At 43.2% G+C, this 11,426-nt stretch carries 11 protein-coding genes; 2 read left to right on the plus strand and 9 right to left on the minus strand.

Annotation, left to right across the window (positions count from 1 at the left end):
• Window positions 1–698 precede the first annotated feature (698 nt).
• Window positions 699–2,264, plus strand: a complete 1,566-nt coding sequence (locus ACLOAU_RS00565) for a BspA family leucine-rich repeat surface protein (protein ID WP_427859865.1) — start codon at window positions 699–701, stop codon at window positions 2,262–2,264.
• Window positions 2,265–2,425: 161 nt separating this feature from the next.
• On the opposite strand, the gene ACLOAU_RS00570 is transcribed toward ACLOAU_RS00565, so the two are convergent.
• Window positions 2,426–3,178 carry a response regulator transcription factor gene (locus ACLOAU_RS00570; protein ID WP_427859866.1) on the minus strand — a complete coding sequence of 251 codons (753 nt, stop codon included), beginning with the start codon at window positions 3,176–3,178 and terminating at the stop codon, window positions 2,426–2,428.
• A gap of 864 nt (window positions 3,179–4,042) precedes the next feature.
• Between ACLOAU_RS00570 and ACLOAU_RS00575 the strand changes: the two genes are divergently transcribed.
• Window positions 4,043–4,825 carry a response regulator gene (locus tag ACLOAU_RS00575; protein ID WP_427859867.1) on the plus strand — a complete coding sequence of 261 codons (783 nt, stop codon included), beginning with the start codon at window positions 4,043–4,045 and terminating at the stop codon, window positions 4,823–4,825.
• Window positions 4,826–4,892: 67 nt separating this feature from the next.
• On the opposite strand, the gene ACLOAU_RS00580 is transcribed toward ACLOAU_RS00575, so the two are convergent.
• From ACLOAU_RS00580 to ACLOAU_RS00615, 8 genes are all read right to left on the minus strand, one after another.
• Complete coding sequence (locus ACLOAU_RS00580; RefSeq protein ID WP_427859868.1) at window positions 4,893–6,503, minus strand: Na+/H+ antiporter; 1,611 nt, start codon at window positions 6,501–6,503, stop codon at window positions 4,893–4,895.
• A gap of 18 nt (window positions 6,504–6,521) precedes the next feature.
• Complete coding sequence (locus tag ACLOAU_RS00585; RefSeq protein ID WP_427859869.1) at window positions 6,522–7,043, minus strand: class I SAM-dependent methyltransferase; 522 nt, start codon at window positions 7,041–7,043, stop codon at window positions 6,522–6,524.
• 53 nt (window positions 7,044–7,096) lie between these two features.
• The gene (locus ACLOAU_RS00590; RefSeq protein ID WP_427859870.1) at window positions 7,097–7,771 is read right to left on the minus strand and encodes a hypothetical protein; all 675 of its coding nucleotides are present in this window, start codon (window positions 7,769–7,771) and stop codon (window positions 7,097–7,099) included.
• Between the two features lie 53 nt (window positions 7,772–7,824).
• Window positions 7,825–9,198 (minus strand): aldehyde dehydrogenase family protein, encoded by a 1,374-nt coding sequence (locus tag ACLOAU_RS00595; protein ID WP_427859871.1) that lies wholly within the window; start codon window positions 9,196–9,198, stop codon window positions 7,825–7,827.
• A 116-nt stretch (window positions 9,199–9,314) separates the two neighbouring features.
• A complete protein-coding gene (locus ACLOAU_RS00600; protein ID WP_427859872.1) occupies window positions 9,315–9,749 on the minus strand; it encodes a hypothetical protein in 435 nt (144 codons plus the stop codon).
• Between the two features lie 31 nt (window positions 9,750–9,780).
• Complete coding sequence (locus ACLOAU_RS00605) at window positions 9,781–10,131, minus strand: DoxX family protein (protein WP_427859873.1); 351 nt, start codon at window positions 10,129–10,131, stop codon at window positions 9,781–9,783.
• A 79-nt stretch (window positions 10,132–10,210) separates the two neighbouring features.
• Window positions 10,211–10,966, minus strand: a complete 756-nt coding sequence (locus ACLOAU_RS00610; protein WP_427859874.1) for an SDR family oxidoreductase — start codon at window positions 10,964–10,966, stop codon at window positions 10,211–10,213.
• Between the two features lie 11 nt (window positions 10,967–10,977).
• Window positions 10,978–11,304 (minus strand): helix-turn-helix domain-containing protein, encoded by a 327-nt coding sequence (locus ACLOAU_RS00615; protein ID WP_427859875.1) that lies wholly within the window; start codon window positions 11,302–11,304, stop codon window positions 10,978–10,980.
• Window positions 11,305–11,426 lie beyond the last annotated feature (122 nt).

Below are 11,426 nucleotides of genomic sequence, written 5' to 3' on the forward strand. Positions count from 1 at the left end.
GCGTGCGGTGAAGATTTGCAGGCAGATGACGGTTGACAGGAGGATGTCGAATACTTAATGTTCGATATTCAAAATTCAATGTTTAATGTTCGGGATATCCAATAGATTGTACCATTGCGAGAAACAAAATACTGCCGGGAGGATGTTCGATGTTTAATACTCAATGTTCAGTGTTCAATGTTCGATATTCAATGATATGTCGGCTATGATCCATGATCTATTACCTATCATCCCTATCTCTGGCTTCTGCTTCTTTGTGCGCTCTTCGTGAAAAACAAATACTAATAGGGAGGCTGTTTGAAGCGGCTGTTGTATTTCTTTTGTGTGTCATTGTTTTGCTTTGTCGTGTCAATCTGGGGAAGCGTTTATTTTCGCTTATCAAAACAGGTATTTTTGAGTACCCAAAATTACCAGCCATTTATAAGGCCCTGTTATAAAGGTGGTTGGATGTTTTAAAACTGTCTCACTTAAAAGAAAAAATTGTAGGAAAATCGGTCAAATAATTGATTTCGTATAGGCCGGTCAGTGCTTTTAATAAGTTTATTAAAGGAAGCTTGTATTTGTGATAACCGGACAGGCCATTGACTGCTGTGCGGCCCTGGGGAGGTTTATAGATGTCTCAAGTTACCGGATATGCCGGATACGTCTAAAAGGAGTACACTAATAACAAAGAATAAAATCTAAAAATCTAAAACATTATGAGAAAAAGTACATTCCTGCTTTTAGTAGGAGCCCTGTTATTTACCAACTTTACATCCGCACAGGATTTTATCACCAAATGGAGGTTTACAGCTGCTACTACGCAAATAGATTTTGTTGCTGGAACAGCGGGAGTAGTTAACTATACATGGACCCATGGAGCCAGTAGCGGGAGTGGAAGCTTTGACGCGGGTGCTTTTGGTGGGGTAACCATTTCTGGCATCAACCTCCCGGCTAATACCGAGTTAACCCTGCGGATAGAGCCCGCTAATTTCAGACGGTTTTTTATTAGGAATTCTGCTGGTAGCCGGGATGGACTTAGAGATATTTCCCAATGGGGAGCCGTACCCTGGAGCACCATGCAGGTCGCTTTTGCCGGTGCGCCTAATTTAAATATTTCGGCTACCGACGTACCCAATCTTTCCAATGTAACCAATATGACTGAAATGTTCAGTGGCTGTTCTTCCTTAAATGGCCCGGCCAATATCGGCAGCTGGAATACGTCTGCTGTAACCAATATGAGCCTTGTGTTTAACCGCGCCACATCTTTTAACCAACCCATTAATGGCTGGAATGTGAGCAATGTAACCAGTATGTCGGGTATGTTTTATGAAGCTACCGCTTTTAATCAGCCGCTTGACACCTGGAATACCGGTAAGGTTACTGATATGACTAATCTATTTTATAGCGCGGGTTCATTTAATCAGCCCCTGAATATGTGGAATACCAGTAGCGTTACCATAATGGCGTATATGTTTCACCAGGCTTTTGCTTTCAACCAGCCTATTGGTAGCTGGAATGTGAGCAATGTTACTAATTACGGTAATATGTTTGTAAATGCCACGTCATTTAACCAAAACCTGGGAGATTGGGTGTTGAATCCTAATGCGACTGGGTTGAGCTTTCATACAACAGCTGTAGACTGCTCCAATTACAGCCTTACGTTAAAAGGGTGGGCAGAAAATAACCCTACAGTACTAAACAGATCTATAGGCGGAAATGGTCGCTTTTACGGACCTGCTGCGGTGCCTTACCGTAACCAGTTGATCAGCCAGGGCTGGACCATTTCTGGTGATACTTACAACCCCGGCTGTAACGTTGTGCTTCCTGTTCTGTTTGGCGATATTACAGCAGTAACTAAAAATAATAACCTGCAGGTTGACTGGACTACACTATCTGAACATAACAATGATCATTTTGAAATTGAAGTCTCTGCTGATGGTGCTGAGTTTATTGCTATAGGTGAGCTTAAAACCCAGGCAAAAGATGGTAATGCAGAGGGAGTGCTAAGTTATAGTTTCACTAAAGAGGCATCGGCAGCTACGGGTTTGCTGGGCTTTACCATAGCAACACTGGTTGTATCAGGTTTTGTTGCAGCGGGTAAAAGAAGAAAGATTGGAACCTGGCTGATGGCAGGTATGGTATTATTGCTTGCGGTAGCCTGTAATAAAGATAACGAACCCGTGAAAAGCGAAGGAAATAACGAATTATATGTTCGTATTAAGCAGGTTGATAAAGACGGCGTTTTTAAATATAGTAAAGTGGTAAAAGCCGTGCAACGCTAGAGAGGGATGTGGATAAGGGATGCCAGGTACTGGATGCTGGATGCGGGATATTGGACCATAGTCCCCGTTTTCTATCATCCGGTATCCGGCTTCTATTATCTAGTGTCTAGTGTCCGGTATCTAGTGTCTGGTATCTAGTATCTGGTCTCTTGCACCTCTCCTTATTTCCGGTTACGGGCGTAATGCAGGGGCGATTGTCCGAATTTTCGCTTAAAGCTTTTGGTAAACTGGGAAGCGGAGTTATAGCCACTCATAATGGCTATTTCATTCATTTTGTACTGGCTTTTTTGTATCAGATCGGTGGCTCGTCTTAAACGACGTTGCTCTACAATTTCATAAGGGGTTAGGGGTGTTAATGTTTTTATTTTGCGGTACAATGAAGCCCGGCTCATGTGCAGGTGCTTTGCCAGAAATTCCAGGTCGAGCAGCGGATCGTTGATATATTCATCTATAATAAGATGCAACTGGCTGATAAAGCTTTTTTCCCCGGTTTCTCCGGCATCGCTATTCTGTTTTTCCAGTATCAGGTAGTCCTGAACCCGCGTGCGATTTTGGAGGGTGCTTACCACCTGGGCCTTTAAGAAATCGGGGGAGAAAGGTTTTTCTACGTATACATCTGCTCCCCAATGCAATCCCTGTATTTTGTTTTCGAGCTCTGCTTTCGCGGTAAGCAATATCACCGGTATGTGACTTAAGCTGCCGGTTCTTTTGATGAACCCGCAAAGCTCAAAGCCATCCATACCCGGCATCGCCACATCCGAAATTACCATAGATACCGGGTACTTCTTTAATTGCTGGATCGCCTGTTCTCCATTGTCTGCGGCAATTACTTCAAACTCTGTTTCTAACAAGTCTGTCAATAATTCTATCACTAACTTTTCATCATCTACTACCAGTATAGTTTGCTTTTCCATGAGTAATTATTGGGTATAAGCACTTTTTTTAACCTGCCTTCATAGCAGAAGTTGCCGTTTCGGTAAGCGGGCAAAAGGGAGGATTGTAGGGCTGCTCGTGTTTAGTAAGTTTTTAAGATATATGCCGGTTAAGTTATGCTTTTTTTGCCAATCTGGCCCGGGGAGGTATACAACTGATATAAAAGTCTTCTTTTTGACGATTGGCCTGGCCAGTATCAAGCATCATTGCATTAGTAATCATATTTTTTGCTTTAGAAGGAGGATGTCTTAAGAATGAGTCGTTTTCGCTATTGAGTATCAAATGTAAAATTTTGTATTGTAATAACAATTGTAAATAGTTTTTTATTTATTAGGATAGCATATAGCCAGGTGTAGATGCAATAAATTGCCGTTGCGTGTCATTGTATTGTTTGTGAGTGTCAATCTGGTGAAGTTTTTATTTCCGGTGATCAAAACAATTATTTTTGGTTATATAAACTTTTATGGGTTGTTTTTTGGTATGTGTAATAGACTCATACCAATATAACCGATCTCTTATGAGCTGGTGTTTTTGGAGGGCTCTCTTTGAAACATTCATTGTTACAATGATATATTTCAGGCCGCAGGTGCAATTGTACAGCTGTTGAGTGATGGCAGGAGCCTGTTACCCGCTGGATAATTGTTTAAAGCGAATGGTTCTCTCAAAATATGCTTTATACATTAAAAACATAATTCAGCACAAGGTTTGAATAAAGATGAATACGCTCTATTACAGCTATTTTAATCTGGTTTGCAACCAAATTAAAAAAATATCAGGATCCGCTAACGTATGCTTGTTTTGCAGGAACAAATGCCATTGGTTTACCGTTAATTCAGGTATATAGCATGAGAGTACCGGCTATTCTTATTGTAGACGACGATCGGGTGCTCGTGGATTTGTTAACAGATATCCTGGGTAGTAATTATAGCGTTGTGTCGGCTTATAACGGGGCAGAAGCCTGGGAAATTTTGAGGACTGTGCCGGTTGATTTGATCATCATCGACATTATTTTACCAGACACTGATGGTTTTCAACTTTGTTCTTCGATTAAAATGAACCGGGAGTTTGGACATATTCCGATCATCATCCTGAGTGCTAAAAGTGAACTCGAAGATAAAGTGTCAGGCTTGCAAAATGGGGCCGACGTATATATCGAAAAGCCGTTTTCGCCTGCTTACCTGGATGCGCAGGTTTTTAGTATTTTACAAAACCGCTTGAAACTGAAAGAACGATTTGAAAGGAATATCGAAACCGGCAACGACGCTGTTTCAACCCTTAGTGATCAACAGTTTTTAGCCAGCCTGCACCTGCTTATTGAAACGCATATTGGAAGTGCTTTGCTGAGTATTGAATTTTTGGCTGAACAATTGCATATGAGCCGCTCCTCTCTTTACAGGAGAATAAGAGCTACTTCCAGCTATTCCCCCTACGAAATTATAGAACAGGTAAGGTTGAAAAGGGCTGCTGCATTGATGCATGAAGGCAGGTATAAGATCAATGAAATAGCCATTTTAACGGGTTTCTCGTCGCCCTCGCAATTCACCAAGAGCTTTAAACGAAAGTTTGGCAAAGCGCCACTGGGCTATCTCAGGGACTACCTGAAAAGGAGAAACTCGGGGAATGGATAGGATGGTCCATAGTTAATAGAAGATAGTCAATAAAAATGGTACAATACTTTAAGAGAACTACTTTTTACTAACCATGGCCGGCCCCGGTAATTTTAAGTTCATTGAGATCTAACTGTAACTCGGTCTTACGGATCTCTTCATCGCTGAAATATTTTTCTTTTCTTAACTTGAATAGTTCCTTCCGTTGATGGCGGTACACGTCCATCAACATATGATGATAAGCTTCTGTCTCTTCACGCCCGGTATCTTCATGCGACAGGGACTGTAGCCGTTTATCGGTATGACTGATCTGGTCTTCCAGGTTGGCTTTATACAAGCCAATGAGCTTATTACTCCCGATAGCATTGGCGTATTGGTCCTGCACCAGTGTTAAAGCGGCTTTGTCCAGTCTTATTTGTATGCCAGCTTGTTGCTCATCCTCAGCGGCGATAGTGTCAATCTCCTTCAGCCTGATCATTTTGATGATAAAGGGCAAAGTAAGGCCCTGGAAAACAAGGGTTATAAAGATGACAACAAAGGTGATAAAGATGATCAGGTTCCGTTGCGGGAAGGCAGAACCATCCTTCATTAGCAGGGGAATAGAGAGGGCCGTAGCCAAAGAAACCACCCCACGCATACCTGCCCAACTAATTACCAGCGGACCTTTCCAGCCGGGTGAGGGGTCTCTACGCACCCTGGCGCTGATCCAGCGTGGCAGATGGGCCGCAGGATATACCCAAAGAAAACGCAGGGCAATGGTAATGATGCTGACTAAAAGCCCATACTTAATGCCATCCATAACTGAATACTCGCCCAATCCATCAACAATATCCGGTAATGCCAGGCCAATCAATACAAATACCACGGTATTCATCACAAAGATCATCGTAGTCCATACGCCCAGCATATTTAACCTGGTGCTGCCTGTTTGGAAAACCTCGTGTGAACGATAGGACATAAAAAGGCCGCCGCTCACCACTGCCATCACACCCGAGAAATGAAATTGCTCCGCTGCCAGGAACAGCAGGTAAGGAGTCATTACGGTTAGCGCCGCATCGATAGCGGGAGTGGTAGGCAGAAAGCGATGGATCACATACATTACATGCGCCCCTGCAATACCTACAACAATACCCATGCCCGCTACCAGGAAGAACTGGCCTGTGGCTTCCTGCATGGAGAAGGAACCAGTAAGCACGGCAACCAGCGCAAATTTGAATACAATAAGAGACGAAGCATCGTTTACCAGGCTTTCCCCTTCCAGTATGGTTAAAAGCCTTTTGGGCACGCTCATACCTTTTAGCACAGTTGCGGCAGCCACTGCATCAGGCGGAGAAACAATACCTCCTAATAGAAAGCCCAGGGCCAGGGTAAACCCGGGGATCATGGATGAAGAGGTGTAAGCTATAACGGTAGACGTAAAAAATACCAGTCCGAATGCGAGTAATGCGATAGGGCGTTTCCATTTCCAGAAATCGTTCCAGGATGTATACCAGGCTGCTTCATATAGGAGGGGCGGTAAAAAGATCAGGAAGATCAGGTCGGGATCCAGGTGCAGCCGGGGCATCCCGGGTATAAAAGCAATACCCAGGCCTGCCAATACCAGGAAGATAGGATAGGCTATTTTAATACGCCTGGCAAGTAATACCAGCAGCATTACCGCAAATAAAAGACCCAGGATCAGGAGTAGATTGTGATGCATACGATAATTTGGTTTTAGTTAGTTTTTGGAAATAACAGCGGCAAACATTTTACCGCCGTATAGGGACTGGCGTTCGCCGATTTTTTCTATTTTTTGATAACCCAGTTGATGAAACAACTTTTCCATTGCTGCAAAAGGCAGGGGATAGGGCTCCCATTGATTGGGTGTTGAATGATCGTATTCAATGATAAGAAACCGCGCACTGTCAATAATTTGTTGCTCCAGCTTTTGGATCAGCGCTTTTTTATCCTTTACAAAATGCAGGGCATTGGCCATCAATATACCATCTAGTGAAGCGGCAGCGATATCGGTAGCTACAAAGTCCGCTTTTTGAAATTGAACGGTAACCTGGTTTCCCATTTGATCGGGTAAATATTGCTGATTAACATCCACCGCAATAATATGGCTTTGAGCCGGAAGCAGTTCTGCTAAAGCTTCGGTAAACAAACCCGTGCCGCAACCCAGGTCGGCCCAATGTTGGGGCTGATCATATGGGGTGATTCCTTCTCTGATTAATATTACCGCCTCTGATTTTGTCATGGTTGAATTGCCTGATAAATATAACAGAATATACCTGTAAATGCTATTTAGGCTTACAGTGCAACACGTAAGAAAGGGCCGTAGTTTTGTTTTTCTTTTTTAGCAGCTCCATAATAATCTAAATTGGCTGCAGCGCCCACTGTGTATTGCTTGTAAGAAAGACCCAGTCTTCCAAAGTATTGGCTACGGGAGTGATCGCCCTGTTTAAGGTCGTGTATGTAAATTCCCTGTAACCGGGTATATAAACGCCAGTTTTGGTTTTTCGATAAAGCGGGGAAATATTCAGCAACCAGCACATTATTGGTATTGGTGTTTTTATTGATGCTGATGGCCGGATTGAAAATAAGCGCCCATGAAGGTTTGCGCCAGCCAAACTGGAAACCGAGGCTTGGGATCCATCCCAGCCCGGCCACATTGGCTGCCGATGGTCCGACTCCTATATTTTTGGTAAGCTTGTAACTAACGATATTGACTGATACAAAGTCGTTGGCTGCGGCGTTACTGTTTCTGTATTCTGTAGCATAGTTGGTTACCGAAATAAACCGTACTTTATTTTTTGTAAGTGGAATGTCTCTTACCAGGATGGCCTGGAAATAAAACCGGTCTGATCCCGGCACAAACTCAATAGGAATGGCCGGTTGCGGCGCGGGCTGTTGTTGTGGCGCTTGCGCGTACGTAATAGGAATGGCTCCGAAGATCGTTAATACAACGAGCAGTAGTTTTTGCATTGCAAAGAATGTTTTAAGTGACTGTTAGGTGGTTGGTCGGGCTTTGTACAGCATTAGCCGAACAAGCTTAAGGAGGCTCCGATATCTTTACCGGCATAGGGTGGAAATACATCCAGCTCCAGGTCGGGGTTACCCACCAGCATCGCTTTGGTATTGCTTAAAGCGTCAAAGCCTGCCTTACCATAGTATTTGCCCATGCCGGCATAGCCTACACCTCCAAATGGAAGACTATCGATCCAGCAATGCAGATTAGTTTGATTAATGCATCCACCACCAAATGAAACCGCATTCAGGAAGTAGTCGATATTAGCCTGGTTTTTACTGAAGATATAGGCAGCCAGCGACTTGGGTTTTCGTTTAATGATCTGGGCGATCTCTTTCAGATCTGAATACACCAGCACTGGAAGCACGGGACCGAAAACTTCCTGCTGCAAAGCTGGGTCCTCCCAGGTGCTGGGATATAAAACAGTGGGTTCCACATATCTTGCTTTTACATCGTACCTGCCGCCAATTACCACTTTCTCCGGTATGATATAAGAAGCCACTCTTTCCGCATCGTGCTCGCTGATCATCCTGGCCAGGTCCGGGCTTTGTTGCGGATCATCGCCGTACATTTTTTTAATTGAAGCTTTTAGCTTTTCGATAAATGTTTCAGCTATGGATTCATGAACATATACATAACCCGGGGCAATGCACCATTGACCGGATATGGCATTATGTCCCCATGCAATACGGTCAACAGCAATATCCAGGTTGGCTGTTTCATCCACGATAGTAGGATTTTGTCCTCCTAATTCGAGGATCACCGGAGTCAGGTTTTCGGCTGCTGCACGCATCACCACCTTACCCACATTGGAACTTCCCGTAAAGAATATAAAATCAAAAGGTAATTGCAGTAGTTCGGTGATCTCTTCCCTGCCACCTGTAACTACCGTGGCTGCCTCGGGGTTAAAATATCGCGGAACGAGTTCGGCAAATAAAGCGGCAACGGCGGGCGTGGTATTTGCAGGCTTTAATATAACCGGGTTGCCGGCGGCCAATGCGGCTATAGCCGGGTCTAGTAGCAATAAAACCGGTGCGTTAAACGGACCTATTACCAGTGTTACCCCGTAAGGCTCTTTGTAAATAATACCACTGTTCCCGGTTGCTTCCAGTCCCTTTGGAATTTCAACCGGCTCCGGTTTCATCAGGCTAACCAGGTTTTCTTTGTAGTATTTGATAACACCCAATGGTACGGTAATTTCAAACAATTGCTCAAAGGTCGGTTTCCCAAAATCTTTGTGTAGTGCATCACAAAAAGCGTCCTGGTTTTCGGTCAGAAACCTTTCCATGCGCTGTAGCTGGTCCATACGCCATTCGTATGTTTTAGTGATATCGGTATAAAAATGTTCCCTTTGAGTATCGAGTAGGTGCTGAAATTTATTCATAACTGAAAGATGATCCTTGTTATTAATGGATACTGTTACCGCAGGTAGAAAAGATAGCCTGGTTCCCTGTTTGGAAAAAGCCGCTGCTGATTATTGGTTTTTCCTGCTACTGCTCATTAATGGGACTGCCCGATATCCAGGCGGTCAAATTTTCCATCGGCATTTAAATGGAACTTAAAAAATACTTTGAAAGTTCCCCACTGACCGGCTTTAAAATTGCCATATACATGCTTCCCTTCATTTTCTACTTTATCGATGGTTAAGAATTTTTCATTACCTAGTGCTTTTTCGAAAAAGCTTTTGAAATCGACTGTATTGCCATCATCCGTCATTTCAGGATTTGCCGTGAAGAAGGCATACCAGCTTCTATCGCCTGCATCTAACGCTTCTATAGCTTGTTTTACTTTGTCGTTCGTGATTTTTGAAAAATCCATAGTAGTTTCTTTTTTAGTTGATTGTTGGGTTGTTTTACCAGAGCGGTTTTTATTTTGCCCACAGGCTGTAAATGAAACGCCCAGCATTAATAAGGTGATAACATAAACGATTTTCATGAGCTTGTTTTTTACCAGAAGCGATGTGGTGTTATGCCTTTTTTAAAGGGTGTTGCAGATAGATGATAACCAGGTTGAGTAAGAGAAACGGAAGTTCTACCAGTACGCCTTTAAAATCCTTATCCAGCAGGTGAAAGCAAATAATCAGTAATATGCCTGCGGCCATTAAGAAGTTGCCCCACACAAATGTTTTTGGAATTAATATGAACAACGCTGCTATTATGGTAATAGCGCCGTTGATCATCAATCCGGATTTATTAAATCCCCATTTACCAAACATGTCCAGCATCTCGGGTTTTCCTGAAAACATGGCGTAGCCCTGCTTTAAACCCATAAAAACCGCAACCAGTATCAGTGCTGCGTTAATGATTTTTAGTACCATAGCTTTTGTAGCGTGATTAAAAAAAGATAACTGAAAGCGGTTAAGGCCTTCAATTATCTTTTCAAGGGTTTTGAATAAATTATCGGGTAGTATAACCGCCGTTGGCGAAAATGGTTTGACCCGTAATCCACCAGCCATCAGTTACCAGGAACTCCACCAATGGAGCGATGTCTTTAATATCGGTAAGTCCGCCTAATGCTGCGGCAGATTTATGATAAGCTACTGCATCGTCGGCTTCCTGTCCGTAGAAGAAAGGCGTATCCATCGGGCCAGGAGCAACAGCGGTAACAGAAATGCCACGACCACCGAATTCTTTTGAAGCGGCCCTGGTGAAATGCTCCACAGGCGCTTTCATTCCGGCGTAAGTAGAATACAACCCGGTATAAGCCGCCAGCAGGGATGTAACAATCGTACAGATCTTACCGTTATCGTTCAGTTTTTTTCCGGCTTCCTGTATAAAGAAATAAGCCACTTTAGAGTTAATGTCGCTCATGCTATCATACTCAGCCTCCGTAGTATCACCAAATGGTTTTTTCAATACTTTTCCCACGGTATTAATAGCGATGTCAACACCACCGAATTTTTCAATGGCTGCATCGAATAATTTGGTAATATTTTCAACGTTAGTTAAATCCGCCTGTACCAAAATTGCTTCGGCGCCTGCGGCCTGCACTTCCTGCAAAGTTTGCTCCGACTCGGCTTTAGAGCTTTCGCTGTTGTAATGGATCACCAGTTTTGAGCCTTTGGCTGCAAAATCTTTGCTTAATAGGCCACCCAGGTTTTTGCCCCCTCCGGCTATTACCACTACTTTGTCTCTTGCATCGTTTCTTGCCATGATTTTTAAATTTAATTTTTAAGTGAATGTTGCACAAAGGTCTGCCCGGTAAACGGGCTGACTATGGTGAACTTTTCGGTTTTTTTATAATTTAGAATATTCTGCTGGTAATGCTTTCTTAATATTCCCGGAGTAAAAATTGTCTGTTCCCGGAAAAATTCAGAAAAGTTAGAGGGGGGGGATGTACATGTTAAAATGATCTCGGCAACCGACAAGCCAGTAAGATTAATAAGCTCATCTGCTCTTGCTGTAATCTTTTGATCATAAAAATGCAGGTATGGCTTGTTGATGGCAGCGTTATTGTTTTCAGTTGTAATATGGGGGTGAAAGTTTGCCATCTTTTTTTTCTGTTCAACTGTTTGCCATCCAGGCCCGGATTCGTCAATCGTTAGATTAAATATTTGATTCTTTGTTAAGCATTCTTCTTATAAGCCTTCAATATCCAATACCTGATCTGCGA

Source organism: Paraniabella aurantiaca (genome assembly GCF_050309965.1).
Taxonomy (GTDB): domain Bacteria; phylum Bacteroidota; class Bacteroidia; order Chitinophagales; family Chitinophagaceae; genus Niabella.

Excerpts from the sequence above, each read along its gene's own strand:
- ACLOAU_RS00565 (WP_427859865.1), top strand. The coding sequence starts at position 699 with ATGAGAAAAAGTACATTCCTGCTTTTAGTAGGAGCCCTGTTATTTACC.
- ACLOAU_RS00570 (WP_427859866.1), bottom strand. The coding sequence starts at position 3,178 with ATGGAAAAGCAAACTATACTGGTAGTAGATGATGAAAAGTTAGTGATA.
- ACLOAU_RS00575 (WP_427859867.1), top strand. The coding sequence starts at position 4,043 with ATGAGAGTACCGGCTATTCTTATTGTAGACGACGATCGGGTGCTCGTG.
- ACLOAU_RS00580 (WP_427859868.1), bottom strand. The coding sequence starts at position 6,503 with ATGCATCACAATCTACTCCTGATCCTGGGTCTTTTATTTGCGGTAATG.
- ACLOAU_RS00585 (WP_427859869.1), bottom strand. The coding sequence starts at position 7,043 with ATGACAAAATCAGAGGCGGTAATATTAATCAGAGAAGGAATCACCCCA.
- ACLOAU_RS00590 (WP_427859870.1), bottom strand. The coding sequence starts at position 7,771 with ATGCAAAAACTACTGCTCGTTGTATTAACGATCTTCGGAGCCATTCCT.
- ACLOAU_RS00595 (WP_427859871.1), bottom strand. The coding sequence starts at position 9,198 with ATGAATAAATTTCAGCACCTACTCGATACTCAAAGGGAACATTTTTAT.
- ACLOAU_RS00600 (WP_427859872.1), bottom strand. The coding sequence starts at position 9,749 with ATGAAAATCGTTTATGTTATCACCTTATTAATGCTGGGCGTTTCATTT.
- ACLOAU_RS00605 (WP_427859873.1), bottom strand. The coding sequence starts at position 10,131 with ATGGTACTAAAAATCATTAACGCAGCACTGATACTGGTTGCGGTTTTT.
- ACLOAU_RS00610 (WP_427859874.1), bottom strand. The coding sequence starts at position 10,966 with ATGGCAAGAAACGATGCAAGAGACAAAGTAGTGGTAATAGCCGGAGGG.
- ACLOAU_RS00615 (WP_427859875.1), bottom strand. The coding sequence starts at position 11,304 with ATGGCAAACTTTCACCCCCATATTACAACTGAAAACAATAACGCTGCC.